We start from the raw sequence: 19,809 nt of genomic DNA, 5'->3' as shown, positions 1-19,809 counted from the left end.
CGGGCCCGAGCCCGAACCCGAGGTAGGGCTGGCGGCCATCTCACACTCCGCCGCCCGGCGCACGGGTCACCTCGTCGGGTCTGCCCAGGGCGATCAGGGTGAGGTTGCGCAGGGAAGGGGTGCCCGGCTCGAAGTAGTCGCTGTGGCCGCCCGGACCCACTTCGAAGATCCGCGCGCCGAAGCCGGGATCCATCGGGTCGGTGCCGAAGCCCAGAGAGCCGAACTTCATCTTGGGCACGAATCTGATCCAGTCGTCACCTCCCCGCCCTGCCCAGAGCCGCACCGGAGGAGCGCCCGGCCCCGCCCAATGCCGCAGCGGGCCAGGCCCCGTCCAGCGTGCCAGGGGACCAGGCCCCGTCCAGTGCTGCAGGGGGCCGGGCCCTGCCCCGTGCCGCAGTGGGGGAGGGGCAGCGGATGTGCTGGTCAAGGTGGGGGTCGTGGGGGGCAGGCGGCGGGTGAGAGCCGTGGCGGAGGGTGCTTCGAGGCCAGGGCTCCCGAACACGGCCAGATCGCTCACCGGAAGACCTGGCAAGGCTTTGGCGCACACCACCGAGCCATAGCTGTGGCAGAGCAACGCGATCGGCGCCATCGTCCGCTCACGCAGGGCCGAGACCGTCTCGCGAAGGGCCGCCGCTCCCTCGGCGGCCGAGGTGTCCAGCACCACGTCCACGCTCACGCTCGGCGGCGAGTCGTAGCCGAGCCAGGCCACCACGGCGAGCCGCCGGTCGGATGCCAGCCGTGCCGCCTCGGCCAGCAGGGCGCGGGCCGAGCCGCCGGGCCGGTGGGTGCCCGTGTCGAACGTCTCCGCCGTGACGTCCGCGCCAGGCACGATGATCGCCACCCGATCCGCCGTCGCGGGGTCGCCGAAGACCTTCACCAGCCGCCTGTCCGGCGGCGCGGGTGCGGCTGCGAGAACGAGCGTGGCGAGGGCGAGCACTCCAAGGACTCCACGGCGGGTACGCATGGCGTCGAAACTACGAACTCGATCATGTAACCCGCGTCACCGCTGGGTCTGATCTTTCACGTGATACCTAGGGGTGATACAGCCGTCAGCAGGTGGACGACAGCCGCGGCATCTCGGAGCTACCGCGAGCCCAGCCTGTCACGAGCCTCGTCCAGAGCAGTAAGAGCGAGCTCCCCATCGAACGGCGCACCGCCGCCGCGTGGTGGTGCCGGTTCCCAGATTCCGGGGCCGTACAGCATGACGACCTCGGCGGCCCGGAGCGTCGCTGATGCCGGCAGCCCACTTGTTGATCATGTTGAACGATGCCGGGCACACGAGAATCGTGTTGAAGATGCCGGGCACGCGAGAACGGCGTAGGGATCGGGAAGCACATCCGGCGCGTCAGGACTCTTGTACTCAGGGGCACCGGTCAGCTCGGCGAGAGCGTCGCTGTCGATGAACGTCATCGCCTGCGGCGTGGCGATCACGTACGGAGCCCACCCGCCTCGCACGACCGACCCGACGAGCTTGCCGATGACGCGGGCGCGCGGGGTCGCGCAGACGACGATGTAGAGCACGGGACGACCTGGGTAGAGCACGGGGTGACCTGGGCGTTCATGGAGGCATTCAAGCTCACTCCGCTGGACGGCAGGAGAACGGTCATCAGAACGAGAAGCCGGTCAGCGGGTGTAGCGGTGTTTGGCGCCCGGAGGGAAGTAGTCGGCGTCCCCCGCCTCGCGCAGCCGGATGACCGGCGCCTGCTGTGCCTGCGGCACATAGTGCCCGAACTCGCTGTTGAGCCGGAGCAACTGCTCCAGGACGGACGCCCCCACGATCCGGGCCGTCTCCTGCGACGGCTCCCCGCCCGGCGCGAGCTCCACTGTGACCGTCAGGTGCCGGTCGCGCCCCGCGTCCTCCTCCACCTCCAGCACGAACTTGCCCGTCACCAGCGCGCTGACCTCCGGCTGCTCCAGCCCGACCGCGATGTTCTCCGGGTAGACGTTCGCCCCGTAGTAGGACACGGTGAAGTGGCTGCGCCCGAAGACGTACACGAAGGGACGTTCGGGGCCGGGGGCCGATGGGTCGAGCCCGTGCTCCCGGACGAACGACAGCATGCGCTCGTACGGGATCACCCCGCCCTCGTCGGCGATGTGGTAGCGGATCAGCGGGATGCCGTTGTCGCCGGAGAAGAGGAGTGTGCCCTGGTGCTCCTCGAAGAAGCGCACCTCGGGGTCGTACTGCACGAGCGTCGGCAGCCGGGACTCGCCGAACAGCTCCCTGGCCGTGGCCGGGCGGTCGGCCAGGAAGCGGCGGATCCGCACCGACAGCGGAGTCTCGTTGCCCAGCACGCCCGCGTCGGCGGTGCCGTACAGGGAGGCGATGCCGCGCAGCGGGTCGTCGATGCCCGCCCGGGAGGCCACGAGCGTGCGCCATTCCTCGCTGAAGACCTCGCCGGCGGTCACCAGCTTGAGGTCGTAGCCGGACCAGGGGAGGCCGGAGTCGACGATGTTCTTGAGAAACGGCGGGTAGCCGAGCAGGACCACCTGGTCGAAGTGCGGCGCGAGCTGGGGGATGACGCGCAGGACCTCACGCCGGTCGCTGCCCGGTGCCACCACGGTGATCGGGTAGCCGAGCTCCGCCAGGTGGCGGCAGCAGTTGACGGTGAACAGCCCGCCGACCCAGGTGCCGAGGGCGAAGCAGACGACGGCGAGGGTGCGTCGGTCGCGGGCGTGGAAGGAGTCCCGGAAGATCTCCTCGAAGCGGGCCGCGATGACGCGCTCGTCGGAGGCGGAGCGCGGCCAGAACGACGGCTCCCCGGTGGAGCCGGACGACACTGCGACGATGTCGCCGATCACTCCGTCGCGGCACAGGTCGGGCAGGGGATGGCGGCGCGTGTAGCCGTCCTTGGTCGTCATCGGCAACCCCACGAAGTCCTGAAATGTGGTGACCTGTCGGGGATCGATGTGGTGCTCGGCCAGGAACACCCGATAGGCCGGCACCCTGTCCACCACCTCATGGAACAGCTTGACCACGTCCATCAGCCGACTGTACGGCCGCGATCGGCGGCAGTCACTCGCCTGGCCGCACCAGGCCGGTCTCGTACGCGAAGACGATCGCCTGAGCCCGGTCGCGTAACCCCAGCTTCATCAGCACCCGCCCCACATGGGTCTTGACGGTCTGCTCGGCCAGCACCAGCTTGCCGGCGATCTCCTGGTTGGACATGGCCTGGGCGACCAGGCTGAGCACCTCGGTCTCCCGCTCGGTCAGCTCGCCCAGCCGCCGGGTGTCGGGCGTGCGTGGCCGGCCCAGCTTGGCGAACTCGTGGATGAGCCGCTTGGTCACCGCCGGCGCGATGAGCGCCTCACCCGAGGCCACCACGCGCACGGCCTCGGCGAGCTGCACGGCGGAGGCGTCCTTGAGCAGGAACCCGCTGGCACCGGCCCGCAGCGCCGCGTAGACGTAGTCGTCGAGGTCGAAGGTGGTCAGGATGAGCACCTTGGACGGCACGCCGGACGACAGCAGCCGCCTGGTGGCCTCGAGCCCGTCCATGACCGGCATCCGCACGTCCATCAGCACCACGTCCGGGGCCAGCTCGATCGCCCGCTCGACCGCCTCCCGGCCGTCGGCCGCCTCGCCGACCACCTGGATGTCCGGCTGGCCACCCAGGAACACGGTGAACCCGGTCCGCACCATGCCCTGGTCGTCGGCGATGAGCACCCGGATCACCCGGACCTCCGTTGGGTCGTGCCGTCCACCGGCAGTGTCGCGGTCACCTGGAAACCTCCTACGGGCACGGGCCCGGCGTCGAGCGTGCCGCCGAGCAACGCCGCCCGCTCACGCATGCCGACCAGCCCCTGACCGGCTCCCGGGGCGCCGGCGGGGGCGACGCCGGGGCCGTTGGTGATGTGCAGGCGTAAGCCGGCCTCGTCGCGGCCGATGTCGACCACGACCGTGGCACCCGGCGCGTGGCGCATGGCGTTGCTCAGCGACTCCTGGACGATCCGGTAGGCCGACAGGCCCACCGCGGCCGGCAGCCCCTCCAGCGAGCCGGGCAGCTTGGCCAGCACCACCAGCCCCGCGGCCCGCGCGTTGGCGATCAGCTCCGCCACCCGGTCGAGACCGGGCTGGGGCGTGGTGTCGGTGCGGCCGTCCTGGTCGCGCAGGACGCCGAGCACCTGGCGGAGCTGCGCGATCGCCTCCAGCGACAGGACGCGGATGTCGGCCAGGCCCGCTTCGAGCTGGGCCGGGTCGCCCGCCGCCTTGAGGGGCACCGCCTCGGCCTGGATCGCGATCACCGACATGTGGTGCGCGACCACGTCATGCAGCTCGCGGGCGATCCGGGCGCGCTCCTCCAGCACCGACTGGGCGCCGATGGCCTCCTGCGTGCGCCGCTCCTCCACGACCAGCTGGGCCGTGGCGCTGCGGCGCACCCGGACGTTGTGGCCGAACAGGACGGTGACCGTCACCAGGACCGTGGCGACGGCCAAGGAGTTGGGATGGATGATCCAGGCGGCCAGCACGCTCGCGGCCCAGACCGCAACGGTGATCCGCCGCTCGCAGCGCACCGCCACCGAATACGTCACCAGCAGATAGGACACCGCCATCAGGAACGTGTAGGGCGGATCACCCGGCCGGACGCCGATGGAGGAGGTGACCCAGACGGAGTAGGGCAGGGCGAGGAAGGCCGCCCGCCACGCCCACAGCGGCCACCGGTCGCGCAGCGCGATGGGCAGGGCCACGGCGGCGGCCATGAGGAAGTGGCCGTTCCCGGAAGAGGTGTCCCAGTCGGCCGCCTGGGAGGACGTGATGAAGAACGCGATCACGGCCAGCAGCAGGTCGGCCGTCTGAATCAGATCCAGCCGGGGAGACGGCAGCAGGGCGAGCCAGCGTGGCGTCCGGGGCGCCAGCCATCGGGCGCGAGGGTGCGGCGGGCCCGCCTCCCCCTGATAGAGCGCGAGCCACAGGGGCTGCACCACCGCTGAGATCACGTGCCAAGGCTATGAGCGCGCACGTCCTGGCGCATCGGGCCCAGGTCTGATCCCGCCTCACCCTCAGGTATCGCTTACATGATTACGATCGCTGTGAGCGAACATCGGCAATGAAGGGAACATTCATGCGCTCTGATGAATTGAGTCCATGTAACTCAACCCTTTGGAGTTCGCATGAGTGAGAGCTTGATCCTTCCGGTCCTGCCGCTGGATGACGCTGTCGTCCTGCCGGGCATGGTGGTTCCCCTGGACCTGTCCGACTCCGAGGTGCGAGCCGCCATCGACGCGGCCCAGGCATCCGGTCTCAACAAGCCGCAGGTTCTTCTCGTTCCCCGGATCGACGGCCGCTACGGCGCCGTCGGCGTGCAGGCGGTGGTCGAGCAGGTCGGCAGGCTCCCCGGAGGTGAGCCCGCCGCCGTGGTGCGCGGCGTCACCCGGGTGCGCGTGGGCACCGGGACGACCGGCCCCGGCGCGGCGCTGTGGGTGGAGGTCAGCACGGTCGACGTCGTCGCCGCCGGCGAGCGCGCCCAGGAGCTGGCCAAGGAGTACAAGGCCCTGGCCACCACGATCTTGCAGAAGCGTGGCGCCTGGCAGGTCGTCGACCAGGTCAACCAGATCGACGACCCGTCGGTCCTGGCCGACAGCTCCGGCTACACGCCGTGGCTGACGACCGCCCAGAAGGTGGAGCTGCTGGAGGCCGCCGACCCCGCCGACCGGCTGGCCAAGCTGATCGAGTGGTCGCGCGAGCACCTCGCCGAGCTGGACGTGGCCGAGACGATCCGTAAGGACGTCCAGGAGGGCATGGACAAGCAGCAGCGCGAGTTCCTGCTGCGCCAGCAGCTCGCCGCGGTCCGTAAGGAGCTCAAGGAGCTCAACGGCGACTCGGCCGGGACCGAGGAGGAGGACTACCGCGCCCGCGTCGAGGCCGCGGACCTGCCCGGCAAGGTGCGTGAGGCCGCGCTCAAGGAGGTCGACAAGCTGGAGCGGACCTCCGACCAGTCCCCCGAGACCGGCTGGATCCGCACCTGGCTCGACACCGTCCTCGACATCCCCTGGAACGAGCGGACCGAGGACACCTACGACATCGCCGGTGCCCGCGAGGTGCTGGACGCCGACCACACGGGCCTGTCCGACGTGAAGGACCGCATCATCGAGCACCTGGCCGTGCGCAAGCGCCGCCAGGACAAGGGGCTCGGCGTGGTGGGCGGCCGCCGCAGCGGCGCCGTGCTCGCCCTGGCCGGACCTCCCGGAGTCGGCAAGACCTCGCTCGGCGAGTCCGTCGCGCGTTCGATGGGCCGTAAGTTCGTCCGGGTGGCGCTCGGCGGCGTCCGCGACGAGGCGGAGATCCGCGGCCACCGGCGCACCTACGTCGGCGCGCTGCCCGGCCGCATCGTCCGCGCCATCCGCGAGGCCGGCTCGATGAACCCGGTCGTGCTGCTCGACGAGGTGGACAAGGTCGGCGCCGACTACCGCGGCGACCCGACCGCGGCGCTGCTCGAGGTGCTCGACCCGGCGCAGAACCACACCTTCCGCGACCACTACCTCGAGGTCGAGCTCGACCTGAGCGACGTGCTCTTCCTGGCCACGGCCAACGTCCTGGAGGCGATCCCCGGCCCGCTGCTGGACCGCATGGAGATCGTCACCCTCGACGGCTACACCGAGGACGAGAAGGTCGCCATCGCCCGCGACCACCTGCTGCCCCGGCAGCTGGACCTGGCCGGGCTGACGGCCGAGGAGGTCACGGTCAAGGAGGACGCCCTGCGCAGGCTGGCCGCCGAGTACACCCGCGAGGCCGGAGTCCGGTCGCTGGAGCGCTCGATCGCCCGCATCCTGCGCAAGGTGACCGCCGCCGATGACCTGCCCGTCACGGTGGGCGCGGACGAGCTGGTCGGCTACCTCGGCCGCCCCCGGTTCGTGCCGGAGTCGTCGCTGCCCGAGGCCACCCAGCGCACCTCGGTGCCCGGCGTGGCGACGGGCCTGGCGGTCACGGGCGCGGGCGGTGACGTCCTGTACGTGGAGGCGTCGCTGGCCGACCCGGAGACCGGCGAGACCGGGCTCACGCTGACCGGCCAGCTCGGCGAGGTGATGAAGGAGTCGGCCAAGATCGCGATGTCCTACCTGCGCTCGCACGGCGCGGAGCTGGAGCTGCCGGTCACCGCGCTCAAGGACCGCTCGGTCCACGTCCACTTCCCCGCGGGCGCCGTGCCCAAGGACGGCCCCTCGGCCGGTGTGACGCTGACGACCGCGCTGGCCTCGCTCCTGTCCGGGCGGCTGGTCCGCGGTGACGTGGCCATGACCGGCGAGATCTCCCTCACCGGGCGGGTCCTGCCGATCGGCGGCGTCAAGCAGAAGCTGCTCGCGGCGCACCGGGCGGGCATCACCACGGTGCTCATCCCGGCCCGCAACGAGCCGGACCTGGACGACGTGCCCCAGGAGGTCCGCGACGAGCTGACCATCCACCCGGTCAGCGACGTGCGCGAGGTCCTGGACATCGCCCTCGCCCCGGCCCAGGTGGCGGCCGGCGTCGCCGCCTGACCCACCGAACGCGCACCCCGTCGTAGCGTCGCTGCGGCGGGGTGTCGCCGTTCTCACCGACACAATCAGGAGCGTGTACGTATATGTACGAATCATTCTGTCGTTTGACTGAATGATTCGTCGATGCTTGGCTGGTCGCGTGCTCTATGGAACGCCTGCGCTTGAGGCTGCGGACAAGGCCGTGCTCGCTGAGATCGAGGACATGCGACGCGATCTGAAGCACCGCCTGGCCGAGACCCACCGCTGGGACGGGCAGCTGCGCAGGCAGCTACAGGCGCGTGCCATCCAGGGGTCCAACTCCATCGAGGGTTACCGGGCCAGCGTCGAGGACATCGAGTCCATCATGTCGGGGGAGGAGCCGCTGGAGACCTCCATGTCGGTGACGCGCGAGATCGCCGGCTACCAGCAGGCGCTCACCTACATCCAACTCCTCTCGCGGGCCCCCGCGTTCCGCTACGACATCGGAGTGCTCAACGCGCTCAACTTCATGATGATCGGTCACCACCGCGACAAGACCCCGGGCATGCTGCGTCCCGGAGGCATCTACGTGCGCAACTCCGCCACCAGTGAAGTGGTGTACGAGGGCCCGGACTTCGAGGAGGTTGCCGGGCTGCTGGGCGAGCTGGTCACCTGGCTGAACTCCGGCGACCTTGACGCGCCGAGCTATGTGCGCGGAGCCATGGCCCACTTCAACCTGGTGTCGATCCACCCGTGGCGCGACGGCAACGGCCGGATGTCACGCGCGCTGCAGACACTGCTTCTCGGCCGTGACCAGATCCTGATGCCGGAGTTCTCCTCGATCGAGGAGTGGCTCGGCACCGGCGAGAACACTGTCGACTACTACCGTGCTCTGCGCGACGTCCAGCGGGGCTCGTGGAAGCCGCACGCGAACACCCATTCCTGGGTGAGATTCTGCCTGCGCGCTCACCACCTCCAGGCCCAGCGCGTGCGCCAGCGTCTGGCTCAGGCGGGGGAGATCTGGATCATCCTGGAAGAGCAGGTCGATGCGGACGGGCTCAACACCCGGTGCGTCTCGGCGCTCTACGAGGTCTTCGTCAACCGGAGGCTGCGCCGCAGCAGGTACCAGGCCGACGAGGGCCTCAGCCAGGGCCAGGCCGCCCGGGATCTGCGCGACCTCGCGGCCAAGAACTGGGTCCGGCCGTACGGCGAGACCAAGGGCCGCTTCTACGCCCCCGGCCCCCGGATGGCCGAGATCAAGGCCCGGTTCGCCGAGCGAGCCCGTCCGCTGCGGGATCCGTACCAGGAGCACGAAACCGTACAGTGAGGCACATCACCGGATTTATCCGGAATAGGACCGACCGCGCACGGTGTTAGCACGGGCGTGAACGAGGCACGCGTGGACGACCGGGGCGCCAGAGGCGCCGGGTGCTGTCGCGGCTGTATGGGGCGGCGAATGCCCGCCATGGGCCGCTAGACCGAACCGTCCGCACCCCTCGAAGGCCATCATGATCACACCCTCTTTCGTGCTGCGCAGGCTGAGCCACCTGCCCTATCACTCGGGCATGCGCTAACTCCCCCCGTTTCGACGATGTCCGTTCCAGCGGTCCCTTCGTGGCCGCTGTCAGTCATGGGGGAGAAGGCGTGATCCAGGTTTCCGGCCTGCGCAAGTCGTACGGCGACACCGTCGCACTGGACGGTGTCGACCTGCGTGTGCGCCAGGGCGAGGTCTACGGTGTGGTCGGGCAGAGCGGCGCGGGCAAGAGCACCCTCCTGCGCTGCGTCAACCTGCTGGAGCGGCCCAGCGCCGGCACCGTGACGGTGGCCGGGCAGGACCTGACGGCGCTGCGCGGCAAGGACCTCAACCGCGCCCGCCAGCGCATCGGCATGATCCACCAGCACTTCGCGCTGCTCTCCTCGCGTACGGTCGCCGGGAACGTGTCCTTCCCCCTGGAGGTCATGGGCGTGCCCAGGGCCGAGCGGCGGCGCCGGGTCGGCGAGCTGCTCGACCTGGTGGGGCTCGGCGGGCGTGGGAGCGACCACCCGCACCAGCTGTCCGGCGGGCAGAAGCAGCGGGTCGGCATCGCCAGGGCGCTGGCGGGCAACCCGTCGGTGCTGCTGTCCGACGAGGCCACCTCGGCGCTCGACCCCGGCACCACACAGTCCATCCTGGCCCTGCTCAGGCGGCTCAACGCCGAGCTCGGGCTGACGATCCTGCTGATCACCCACGAGATGGACGTGGTCAAGAGCATCTGCGACTCGGTCGCCATCATGTCCGGCGGCCGCGTCGAGGAGTCGGGCCCGATCGCCGACCTCATCAGGACGCCCGGCTCGCGGCTGACCAAGGAGATCTTCCCGCTGCCCGATCCCGCCCCGGCGGGCTCGGTGACGCTCACCTTCACCGGCGACCCCCGGCAGGCGCTGGTGTCGGAGGCGGTGCGCAAGTTCGACGTGGACATCAGCATCCTGGGCGGCTCGATCGAGGACCTCGCCGGCGGCTCCGTGGGCCGCCTGCGGGTCGCCTTCTCGGGCGAGCAGGTCTCGTCCGCGCTGGCGTACCTGCGCGAGCGCGGCCTGCTGGTGGAGATGTCGTGAACGGAGACCTCACGAACAGAGGCGTCATGAACGGAGACGTCATGAACGGTACGGTTGCCGACGGAGAGGCGGGCTGGCCCCGATGACCTGGGACGAGATGGCCCCCCTGCTGTGGGAGGCCACCTGGCAGACCGGGGTGATGGTCGGCTGGGCGGCGGTCTTCACGGTGCTGTTCGGCCTGCCCCTGGGCGTGGCGCTGGTGGTGTTCGACCGAGGCGGGCTGCGGCCCCTGCCGGTGCTCAAGTCGGTCCTCGGCGTGCTCGTCAACGTGGGACGGTCGCTGCCGTTCATCGTGCTGATGATCGCGATCATCCCGTTCACCCGGCTGGTCGTGGGCACCACGATCGGCACCGCCGCCGTGGTGGTGCCGCTCACCGTCGGGGCGGTGCCGTTCTTCGCGCGGCTGGTGGAGACGGCGCTGCGCGAGGTCGACAGGGACGTGGTCCAGGCCGCGCAGGCGATGGGGGCCGGTCGCGGCGCCGTCGTGTGGAAGGTGCTGCTGCCCGAGGCGCTGCCGGGGATCGTCGCGGGGGTGACCGTGACGGTGGTCGCGCTGATCGGCTACACCGCCATGGCCGGGACCATCGGCGGGGGCGGGCTGGGCGACCTGGCCATCAGGTACGGATATCAGCGGTTCGAGACGGTGGTCATGATCGTGACCGTCGTGGTGCTCATTGTGATCGTGCAAATCATGCAGAGCCTGGGCGATCTGCTCGCCCGGCGCCTATCGCATAAGTAAGGAAAAATCATGAAAATTCATCGTCTTGTGGGCGCGGCTGTCCTCTCGCTGTTGCTCGCCGCGTGCGGCGCGTCACAGTCCGCGACCACCGCCGGGTCCGCGGCCACCGCCGAGTCGGCGGACACCGTGCTGAAGATCGGCGCGACCCCGGTCCCGCACGCCGAGATCCTCGACTTCGTCAAGAAGAACCTGGCTCCCGCCGCCGGGATCAAGCTCGAAGTCGTCGAGTTCACCGACTACGTGCAGCCGAACGTGCAGCTTGAGGAGGGTCTGCTCGCCGCCAACTTCTTCCAGCACAAGCCGTACCTGGACGACTTCAACTCCTCCAAGGGCACCGAGCTGAGCTTCGTCACGCCGGTGCACCTGGAGCCGCTGGGCCTGTACTCCAAGAAGTCGGCCGAGCTCGCCGCGCTGCCGGAAGGCGGCACCGTGGCCCTCCCGAACGACGCCACCAACCTGGGCCGCGCGCTCAAGCTGCTCGCCGACAACGGCGTGGTCACCCTCAAGGAGGGCGCCGGCACCACCGCGACCGAGCGGGACGTGGCGGGCAACCCCAAGAAGCTCGTCTTCAAGCCGCTGGAGGCCGCGCAGCTGCCCCGCTCGCTGGACGACGTGGACGCGGCGGTGATCAACGGCAACTACGCCATCGAGGCCGGACTCAAGCCCGCCACGCAGGCCCTGGCGCTGGAGAAGACCGAGGACAACCCGTACGTGAACGGCCTGGTGGTGGCGGCCGGCCACGAGAAGGACGCGAATATCGTGACCCTGGGCAAGCTGCTGCAGGACCCGAAAGTCAAGGACTTCATCGCGCAGAAGTACGCGGGCTCGGTGATCGCCGCCGAGTAAATATCGCGAAAGATCAGGAAAAGCCGGGAATGCGGGTTTTTGGGCCTCTTCAAGTGACTTGTAAGTGATGGGCAATTGGTCCGGCTTATCAATACAGGGACAGCGCAGCAAAACCTCTCCCGAGGAGTCCCGAAGTGCGATTCGCAACCCGCATCCTGATCGGCGTCGCCGCCGCCACCTCCGTCGCCATCGCCGCCCCCGCCGCCGCGAGCGCGACGACCACGACGGCCGCGTCCGCCGCCTCGTCCTCCTACGACAGCTGGGGTTCCTACCACTCCAGTGACGGCACAGCCCGTGCCAACGGCAGCGTCGTCGTCCACCAGAAGAAGTACAAGGACGGCCACTGGAAGACCTTCTGGGTCAAGAAGAAGGTCTGCTGGGAGAAGAACGGCGACCTGAAGTGCAAGTGGGTGCCGAAGAAGGTCAAGAAACACGTGTGGGAGTGGAAGCACATCGACACCTACACGGTGCACGCGAACCTCCACAACAAGAAGTGGTGGGGCAAGAACGACTGCGCGTGGGCGACCTTCAAGATCGTCGAGCACGACGGTTCCACGCACTTCGAGCGGTACAAGAACTGCCACAAGTTCCCGAAGCACTTCTCGTTCTCCGGTAAGGACGCCGAGCACATCTCGGTGAACGTGAGCCGGGGCAACGAGTGGTCGCCCAAGGGCTGGCACTCGGGCTGGGAGAGCGTGTACCACGCCGCTTCCTGACCGGTGATCCACGACGGAGCCGCGACCTCGATGGCGAGGTCGCGGCTTCGCCGTGCGCACGGGGTTCTGGCGAATCCGCCGATGCGCAGAATAGTGTTCGGTCATGTACCCCGGAGCCATCGCAGCAGTCAGCCCGGACAAGCCCGCTGTGATCATGGCGGGCTCCGGCCAGGTCATCACCTACCGCCGGCTCGACGAGGAGTCGAACCGGCTGGCCCACCTGTTCCGCGCCGCCGGCCTGAGGCCGGGGGGCCATGTCGCCTTCATGCTCGGCAACCATCCGCTCTTCCTCGCGATCGCCTGGGCGGCCCACCGCTCCGGCCTCTACTACACCGCGATCAACTCCCACCTGCAGGCGGCCGAGCTGTCCTACATCATCCAGAACTGCGGCGCCCGGGTGTTCATCTCCAGCGCCGATCTCGCCGACGTCGCGACCGCCGCCACCGCCGGCACCTCCGCCGTCGAGCTGCGCCTCATGCTCGACGGGATCGCCGACGGCTTCGAGTCGTACGAGGAGGCGGTGGCGAAGCAGCCGGCCACCCCGATCGACGACGAGAGCCAGGGCGCCGACATGCTCTACTCCTCCGGCACCACCGGCATGCCCAAGGGCATCAAACCGGTGCTCACGCACCCGCCGCTCACCGAGCCGGGCATGCTGTACCGGCTCATCGAGGGGCTGTTCGCGCCCACGGCCGACAGCGTCTACCTGTCGCCCGCGCCGCTCTACCACGCCGCGCCGCTGCGCTACAGCCTGACCTTCCAGCGGCTCGGCGCCACGGTCGTCGTCATGGAGCGCTTCGACCCGGAGGAGTATCTGCGCCTGGTCGAGAAGTACCGGGTGACGCACTCACAGCTCGTCCCGACCATGTTCATCAAAATGCTCAAACTGCCCGCCGAGACCCGCGAGAAGTACGACCTGTCGTCGCTGACGTGCGCCATCCACGCCGCCGCCCCCTGCCCGATCCCGGTCAAGGAGCAGATGATCGACTGGTGGGGCCCGATCATCCACGAGTACTACGCCGGCACCGAGGGCAACGGCTTCCTGTACGTGAACTCCGCCGACTGGCTCGCCCACCGGGGCACCGTCGGCCGCTCCCTGCTCGGCACCGTGCACGTCTGCGACGAGAACGGCGCCGAACTCCCGGCGGGCGAGCACGGCACCGTCTACTTCGAGAACGGCATCACCTTCGAGTACCACGGCGACCCGGACAAGACCCGCTCGGTCCAGGACCCTCTGGGCAGGGGGTGGACCACCCTCGGTGACATCGGCTACCTCGACGCCGACGGCTTCCTCCACCTCACCGACCGCCGCTCGTACATGATCATCTCAGGTGGGGTGAACGTCTACCCGCAGGAGGCGGAGAACCTCTTGAGCGTCCATCCCAAGGTCGCCGACGTGGCGGTGCTCGGCGTACCGGACGAGGAGATGGGCGAGCAGGTCAAGGCGGTGGTGCAGCCGGTGTCCATGGCCGAGGCGGGCCCGGAGCTGGAGGCGGAGCTGATCGAGTACTGCCGCGCGCGCCTGGCCCACTACAAGTGCCCGAAGTCGGTGGACTTCCGTGCGGAGTTGCCCCGGCATCCCACGGGAAAGCTGTACAAACGGCTGCTCAAGGACGAATACTGGCCCGCACGCCCCTAGCCGGGCCGTGCCACGCCGACAAGAGCCGGTCGGGCGGCGGAATTCCTCCGCCGATTCTCCCTCGGTGACCGGCCCCCTACCTGCAGTGATAAGGCTGTCGTCAGACTTCTCACCCCCCTCTGATCAAGCGCTTAACCAGGTCTTACGCGGGACTTGGCACTCTTGTGTCATCGGGACTTGAGGAGATGAAGATGAACGCGAACGAGCCTCGCGATCAGGGCGCAGGCGGGTGGAGCCAGTTCGGCGACACCCCGCCCTCCGCCGGGGGCTTCCCCCGGCGTGACACTGTGATCATGGGCCCACCGCCCCCGCCGCCTCCCGCGCGGTCCAAGCCAGGCTTCTCGGTCCGGCAGAAGGCGGTCGCGGGCCTGGCTCTGGCGGCCATGGCCATCGGCGGCGGCGTCGTGGGGGCCACCGTCGCCACCGCGTTCCAGCAGCCGCAGGTGGTCACCGCGAGCAACCCGAGCCCGACGTTCAAGCAGGCCTCCAACCCGCTCAGCGTCGCCGACGTCGCGGCCAAGGTGCAGCCTTCGGTCGTGATGATCAAGGGGTCCACCGGGGAGGGGTCGGGCGTCGTCCTGTCGCAGGACGGGCTGATCCTGACTAACAACCACGTGGTCGTGGGCGCCGGTCAGGGCGGTGAGATGAGCGTGAAGTTCAACGACGGCAGGACGGCCAAGGCCTCCGTCGTCGGCACCGACCCCGCGACCGACCTGGCGGTCATCAGGGCGGAGGGCGTCTCCGGGCTGACCGCGGCGACGCTCGGCGACAGCGACGCGCTCAAGGTGGGCGACTCCGTGCTGGCCCTGGGCAGCCCGCTCGGCCTGTCCGGCTCCGTCACCATGGGCATCATCAGCGCGCTCGACCGCACGCTGACCGTCGGCGGCGAGCAGCAGCAGGCGCCGCCCGGGTGGGGGCAGCCCGGCGCGAGTGAGATCACCACGATCGGCGGCGCCATCCAGACGGACGCGGCGATCAATCCCGGCAACTCCGGCGGCGCGCTGGTGAACGCCGGTGGCCAGCTGGTCGGCATCAACACCGCCATCGCCACGGACGGCGGCAGCAACGGCAACATCGGCGTCGGCTTCGCCATCCCGATCAACACCGCGAAGCAGGTCTCCGACCAGCTCATCAGCAGCGGCAAGGTGAGCCACGCGTTCCTCGGCGTGAGCGTCGCCGACGCCACCGGCGACGTGGCCGGCGCGCTGGTCCGCCAGGTGACCCCCGGAAGCCCGGCGGAGAAGGCCGGACTGAAGCAGGGCGACCTCATCACGCGGTTCGACGGCAAGGCGGTTGAGGGCGGAGATACCGTTGTTGGGCAGGTCAGAGGTTTCAAACCGGGCCAACAGGTTCAGATCACATATATGAGGGACGGTAAGGAGAGCTCCGCCACCGTGACCCTCCAAGAGAAGAAATAACAGGACCCCCTCACGGACGGGTGTGCCGTCGAGATCGCTGCGGACTTGGCGGCACACCCCCCCGGTTCTCCGGCTCTCAGGAGAACCGGCGTCCCTCGTCACGCCGGTAGGCCCAGGCCGCCGCCGCCCCGGCGATCAACGTCCAGATCACCAGCGCCACCAGTGGCAGCGCCTTCGGCTGGACGCCCGCGGCCAGCCACCAGACCAGCTCGCCCGCGCCCCGGCTGGGCACGAACCGCGAGAGGGTCTCCACGAAGGCGGGCATCACCTGGAGAGGCACCATCAGCCCGCCCACGATCGCCAGCGGGAAGAACAGGATCTGCGACACCGCGATGGCCGCCTTCGACGGCATCGCGAAGCCGATGAACAGGCCGATCAGCATGAACGGGATCGACGAGACCAGCACCGCCGCCACCCCGAGCAGCAGCCGGGGCGCGGTGATGGTCGCCTCGGTGAACAGTCCGGCGATCACCAGCACCGGGATCACCGAGATGACCATCATGCCCATGGTCGTCAGGATCCGGCCCGCGAAGCGGGGGAACGGGCCTGCGGGCAGGGTGCGGAGGTAGGGGTTCCACGGCTGCTCGCGATCCTGCGAGACCGAGATGGACAGCGACATCAGCGCCGACGACATCGCGCCGATCAGCATCATCGACCCCGTCGCGATCGTCGCCGAGAGCGGGTCGCCGCCGGCGAACGGCACCACGAACGCCAGCATCGAGATGGCCGGGAACAGCGTGCCGGCCAGCAGGCCGATCGGCACCCGGAGCTGCTCCAGGGCCTGATAGCGGGTGTGGGCGAGGATCAGGCTAAACATGGGACGGCTCCTTGGCGGTGATGGCGAGGAAGGCCTCCTCGAGCGAGGTCGGCCTGATCTCCAGGCCGGAGAACGCCGCGCCGCTGCGCACCAGCTCGACGACCAGCCGGTCCGGGTCGGAGGTGACCAGATGGACGCGGCCGTCCTCGCGGTGGACGGCGATCACCCCGGGCAGCTCGGGCAGCTCGGCCGCGACCAGGGAGACGCGCCGTACGCCCACCATGTCGCGGATGGCCCGCACGGTGTCGTCGGCGAGCACCCGGCCCTGCCCGACGACCACCACCCGCTGCGCCAGCGCCTCGATCTCCTCCAGGTAGTGGCTGGTCAGCAGCACGGTGCCGCCCTCGGCGTGGAAGGACCTGATGCCGTCCCAGAGCGCGCGCCTGGCCTCGACGTCGAGCCCGGTGGTCGGCTCGTCGAGGAAGACCAGCCGGGGCTTGCCCGCGAACGCCAGCGCCACGGCCAGCCGCCGCTTCTGCCCGCCCGACAGGCCGCCGATCTGGCGCTTGACCAGATCGCCGAGGTCGAAGCGGTCCAGCAGCTCCGACCTGTCGGCCCGGTCCGGGAAGTGCGCGGACACGAAGTCGACGAGCTCGCCGACCTTGAGCACCTCGGGCAGGCCGGTCTCCTGCGGCGTGACGCCGATGCCGCGCCGGACCAGCGGGTCGGCGGGGGAGCCGCCCAGCACCTCGACCCTGCCGGAGCTGGGGCGGCGCAGCCCGACGAACAGGTTGATGAGGGTGGACTTGCCCGCGCCGTTCGGGCCGAGCAGGCCGACCAGCTCGCCGCCGCGGATGTCGAGGGACACGCTGTCGAGGGCGAGCGTGCTCCCGTAGCGGCGGGTCACCTCGACCGTCTGGGCGAGGACTGTCATGACGTGCCTCCTGCGGAGTCGAGTAGGGCGCGGATCGCCTTGGTGTAGTCCTCGAGGGCCAGCCGCCCGCGCTTGGTCAGCGCGACGAAGGTGACGGGGGTGCGGCCCTTGTGGGTCTTGGTGATGTGCACGTAGCCCGCTTCCTCGAGCTTGGACAGGTGGACGGACAGGTTGCCGGCCGTCATGCCCAGCAGGTCCTTCAGCACGGGGAAGGCGATCTCGTCGCCGTCGGGGAGCGTGTTGAGCGTGACCACGACGCGCAGCCGGGCCTGGGCGTGGATCACCGGGTCGAGCTCGGGCAGCGCGTGGTCCGCCGTCACGGGCGCCGCCTGAGCCAGCACGCGATCACGATCTGCCCCGCGCCGAGCAGCACGGCCGTCAGCAGCGCGTGCCAGCCGGGGCCGAGGATCACTCCCAGCGCGTCCACCGCCGCGATCCAGACGCCGATGAAGAACATCGGCCAGTTGTGGTAGATGGCGCCACCGGCCATGTACAGGACGGCGACCACCATGAGGGAGATGCCCGCCCACAACAGGCCGGTCTCGGCCGGGGGCAGCATGGGGCTGAAGCGGATCCCGATCACCGACATCAGGACCATGCCGCCGAACCAGGCGTAGCCGAACATCGCGCCCTTGGCCGAGGTCCCGCCCCGGATCACGCCGGCCATCCGGACGATCCCGAACGCCGCCACGCCCCCCGCCAGCAGCTGCGCGCCCATGAGCACGCTCAGCGCCTGCATCTGGCTGATCGGCGCGTAGGAGACCCCGTCGAGGCCGTAATGCAGGAAGAACGCGCTGAACCCGAGCAGCCAGGCGATGCCCCACGGCGCGTAGAGCAGCAGGGGATCGCCGCTCAGGGCCCGCACGGTGGCGGCCCGCTGCTCCTCCATGAGGCGGAGGGTGTCCTCGGGGGCGGGAGGCTGCTCTCCGTCGTCTGTCATGGCGACTCCTCTCGGCCGCAAACTAGTTTGTATATTAAACCAGTCTGTCATGCCAAGCCAACGAGCGGGTCGCGCGGATGGTTCCCGGCTCAGCGGCGGGTCAGCGCCTCCGACTCCCACAGGTCCCGGTAGTAACCCGGCCGCCCGACCAGCTCGTCGTGGTGGCCGCGCTGCACGACGCGCCCCTCCTCCAGGACGACGATCTCGTCCACCTGCTCCAGGCCCTTGAGCCGGTGCGTGACGAGCAGCGTGGTGCGATCGTGCGTCACGTCGAGCAAATCGGCCATCAGCGCGTCTGCCGTCTCCTCGTCCAGCGCCTCGGCCGGCTCGTCCAGCAGCAGCACCGGCGGGTCGTACAGCAGCGCCCTGGCCAGCGCCAGCCGCTGCAACTGCCCGCCGGACACGGTGCTGCCGTCCTCGCCCAGCTCGGCGTCCCATCCGGTCCGCTCGACCCAGTGATCGAGACGGGCATCCCGTACGGCGCGCAGCAGGTCCTCCTCGCCCGCCTCGGGCCCGGCCAGGCGCAGGTTGTCGCGCAGCGTGGTCTGGAAGATGTACGGATCCTGGGTCAGGCCGGTCATCAGCGCTCGAACCTCATCGGAGGCCATGTCCTTGATGTCGACCCCGTTGATCCTGATATTTCCGGACTCGGGGTCGACAAGCCGCATCAACGCCGCCAGCACCGTGCTCTTCCCCGCCCCGCTCGGCCCCACCAGCGCGACCCGCTTCCCCGGCGCCAACGTCAACGACACCCCGTCGACGGCCGCCCTGCCCTCCGCCAGTTCGTGCGCGGGAGTCTCCCGGCCGAGCGGGGTCCGGGGGGCGTGCCGTACGACCAGATCGTCGATCTCGACGGTCAGGGGGGACGACGGGGGAGGGACCGGGGTGGTCGGCTCGGTGATCGCGGGGGGAGCGGACCGGACCTCGCGCAGCCGCCGCAGGGCGGCCAGCACGCCCGCGAGGCGCTCCCCTGCGGCGGCCAGCGGCAGGACGGGCTCGAAGCACACCAGCGCCGTCAGCGCGAGCACGGCGGTGGCCACCGTGCCCACCCCCGCGTTCTGGGCGATCAGCACGATCGCGGCCACCGTCAGCCCCTGCACCAGGGTTCCGCCCGCCAGGGCCGCGGCATGCACGCGAGCCTGGCGTCGTTCGAGCACGGCCAGCCCCTCGTCCGCGGCCATCGCGTCGGCCAGGGCGCGGTCGCCGGCGCCGTACGCGGCCAGGTCCGCCGAGCCGTGCACCAGATCGGCCACCCGGCCCGCCAGCTCGGCCCTGGCCGGCGCGATCCTGGCCGACCAGCGCCGCGCCGCCGTGGCCGTCCCTGCGGGCAGCAGCACACCCGCCACCACCAGCCCGGCGGCCAGCACCAGCGCCGAGACGGGCAGCAGCGTCAGCCCGACGACCACCGCGGCCAGCCCCGCCATGGCGGCGGCAGCGGCGGGCAGCAGGCAGCGCACGAGCAGGTCCTGCACCGCCTCGGTGTCGTCCACCATCCGGCTCAGCAGGTCCGCGCCGCCGTGCCTGGGCTGCCGGGGCGTGATGAGCGAGGCGTAGAGCCGCTCACGGGTGTCCGCCTGGGCCCGCAGCGCCACGTCATGCCCGGTGAGCCGCTCGGCGTACCTGAACACGCCCCTGCTGGTGGCGAACGCCCGGGTGGCCACGATCGCCACGCTGAGCGCCGCCAACGGCGGCTGTTCGGCCGCCCTGGTGATCAGCCAGGCGGCCGCGGCGATCAGCCCCAGTCCGGCCAGGTCGGCCGCGCCCCCGGCCAGCACGGCCCAGACAAGCCGCCATCCCATA

General features: G+C 70.1%; 18 protein-coding genes. 8 read left to right on the top strand and 10 right to left on the bottom strand.

What is annotated here, in order from left to right; all coding sequences use genetic code 11:
- Window positions 1-40 precede the first annotated feature (40 nt).
- The 5 genes from ACIBQX_RS03910 to ACIBQX_RS03890 form a co-directional block, all read right to left on the bottom strand.
- Window positions 41-964: an alpha/beta hydrolase gene (locus ACIBQX_RS03910; RefSeq protein ID WP_397000308.1), complete on the bottom strand. Its 924-nt coding sequence runs from the start codon at window positions 962-964 to the stop codon at window positions 41-43.
- Window positions 965-1,254: 290 nt separating this feature from the next.
- Window positions 1,255-1,542, bottom strand: a complete 288-nt coding sequence (locus ACIBQX_RS03905; protein ID WP_397000306.1) for a hypothetical protein — start codon at window positions 1,540-1,542, stop codon at window positions 1,255-1,257.
- A gap of 81 nt (window positions 1,543-1,623) precedes the next feature.
- Window positions 1,624-2,982, bottom strand: coding sequence for a phenylacetate--CoA ligase family protein (locus ACIBQX_RS03900; protein ID WP_397000304.1), 1,359 nt, complete (start codon window positions 2,980-2,982; stop codon window positions 1,624-1,626).
- 31 nt (window positions 2,983-3,013) lie between these two features.
- Window positions 3,014-3,670: a response regulator gene (locus ACIBQX_RS03895; protein ID WP_397000302.1), complete on the bottom strand. Its 657-nt coding sequence runs from the start codon at window positions 3,668-3,670 to the stop codon at window positions 3,014-3,016.
- Window positions 3,667-4,932 carry a sensor histidine kinase gene (locus ACIBQX_RS03890; protein ID WP_397000300.1) on the bottom strand — a complete coding sequence of 422 codons (1,266 nt, stop codon included), beginning with the start codon at window positions 4,930-4,932 and terminating at the stop codon, window positions 3,667-3,669. The genes ACIBQX_RS03895 and ACIBQX_RS03890 overlap by 4 nt, the downstream gene beginning before the upstream one ends.
- 174 nt (window positions 4,933-5,106) lie before the next feature.
- On the opposite strand from ACIBQX_RS03890, the gene lon reads away from it, so the two are divergent.
- The 8 genes from lon to ACIBQX_RS03850 all read left to right on the top strand — a co-directional run bounded on the left by lon (window position 5,107) and on the right by ACIBQX_RS03850 (window position 15,378).
- Window positions 5,107-7,467 carry an endopeptidase La gene (lon, locus tag ACIBQX_RS03885; protein WP_397000298.1) on the top strand — a complete coding sequence of 787 codons (2,361 nt, stop codon included), beginning with the start codon at window positions 5,107-5,109 and terminating at the stop codon, window positions 7,465-7,467.
- Window positions 7,468-7,669: 202 nt separating this feature from the next.
- A complete protein-coding gene (locus ACIBQX_RS03880; RefSeq protein ID WP_397000296.1) occupies window positions 7,670-8,752 on the top strand; it encodes a Fic family protein in 1,083 nt (360 codons plus the stop codon).
- 317 nt (window positions 8,753-9,069) lie between these two features.
- On the top strand, window positions 9,070-10,020 hold the full coding sequence (locus ACIBQX_RS03875) for a methionine ABC transporter ATP-binding protein (protein ID WP_397000294.1): 951 nt from the start codon (window positions 9,070-9,072) through the stop codon (window positions 10,018-10,020).
- 82 nt (window positions 10,021-10,102) lie between these two features.
- A complete protein-coding gene (locus ACIBQX_RS03870; RefSeq protein WP_397000292.1) occupies window positions 10,103-10,759 on the top strand; it encodes a methionine ABC transporter permease in 657 nt (218 codons plus the stop codon).
- A 9-nt stretch (window positions 10,760-10,768) separates the two neighbouring features.
- Window positions 10,769-11,605, top strand: coding sequence for a MetQ/NlpA family ABC transporter substrate-binding protein (locus tag ACIBQX_RS03865; RefSeq protein WP_397000290.1), 837 nt, complete (start codon window positions 10,769-10,771; stop codon window positions 11,603-11,605).
- A gap of 134 nt (window positions 11,606-11,739) precedes the next feature.
- Entirely contained in the window at window positions 11,740-12,321 is a 582-nt protein-coding gene (locus tag ACIBQX_RS03860) for a hypothetical protein (protein WP_397000288.1), read from the top strand.
- 103 nt (window positions 12,322-12,424) lie between these two features.
- Window positions 12,425-13,960, top strand: a complete 1,536-nt coding sequence (locus tag ACIBQX_RS03855) for an acyl-CoA synthetase (protein ID WP_397000286.1) — start codon at window positions 12,425-12,427, stop codon at window positions 13,958-13,960.
- Between the two features lie 191 nt (window positions 13,961-14,151).
- Window positions 14,152-15,378 (top strand): S1C family serine protease, encoded by a 1,227-nt coding sequence (locus ACIBQX_RS03850; RefSeq protein ID WP_397000284.1) that lies wholly within the window; start codon window positions 14,152-14,154, stop codon window positions 15,376-15,378.
- A gap of 76 nt (window positions 15,379-15,454) precedes the next feature.
- Here ACIBQX_RS03850 and ACIBQX_RS03845 read toward each other — a convergent pair whose 3' ends face one another.
- The 5 genes from ACIBQX_RS03845 to cydC form a co-directional block, all read right to left on the bottom strand.
- Window positions 15,455-16,195 carry an ABC transporter permease gene (locus ACIBQX_RS03845; protein ID WP_397000282.1) on the bottom strand — a complete coding sequence of 247 codons (741 nt, stop codon included), beginning with the start codon at window positions 16,193-16,195 and terminating at the stop codon, window positions 15,455-15,457.
- Complete coding sequence (locus ACIBQX_RS03840) at window positions 16,188-17,069, bottom strand: ABC transporter ATP-binding protein (protein WP_397000280.1); 882 nt, start codon at window positions 17,067-17,069, stop codon at window positions 16,188-16,190. Before ACIBQX_RS03840 ends, ACIBQX_RS03845 begins: the two co-directional genes overlap by 8 nt.
- A complete protein-coding gene (locus ACIBQX_RS03835) occupies window positions 17,066-17,410 on the bottom strand; it encodes a transcriptional regulator (protein WP_397000278.1) in 345 nt (114 codons plus the stop codon). Before ACIBQX_RS03835 ends, ACIBQX_RS03840 begins: the two co-directional genes overlap by 4 nt.
- Entirely contained in the window at window positions 17,386-18,009 is a 624-nt protein-coding gene (locus ACIBQX_RS03830) for a hypothetical protein (RefSeq protein WP_397000276.1), read from the bottom strand. Before ACIBQX_RS03830 ends, ACIBQX_RS03835 begins: the two co-directional genes overlap by 25 nt.
- 89 nt (window positions 18,010-18,098) lie before the next feature.
- A complete protein-coding gene (gene cydC / locus ACIBQX_RS03825) occupies window positions 18,099-19,808 on the bottom strand; it encodes a thiol reductant ABC exporter subunit CydC (protein WP_397000274.1) in 1,710 nt (569 codons plus the stop codon).
- Window position 19,809: the final 1 nt, after the last annotated feature.

It is taken from the genome of Nonomuraea sp. NPDC049714 (assembly GCF_044465295.1).
GTDB lineage: Bacteria > Actinomycetota > Actinomycetes > Streptosporangiales > Streptosporangiaceae > Nonomuraea.
This window is presented reverse-complemented; position numbering and strand designations above follow the sequence as displayed.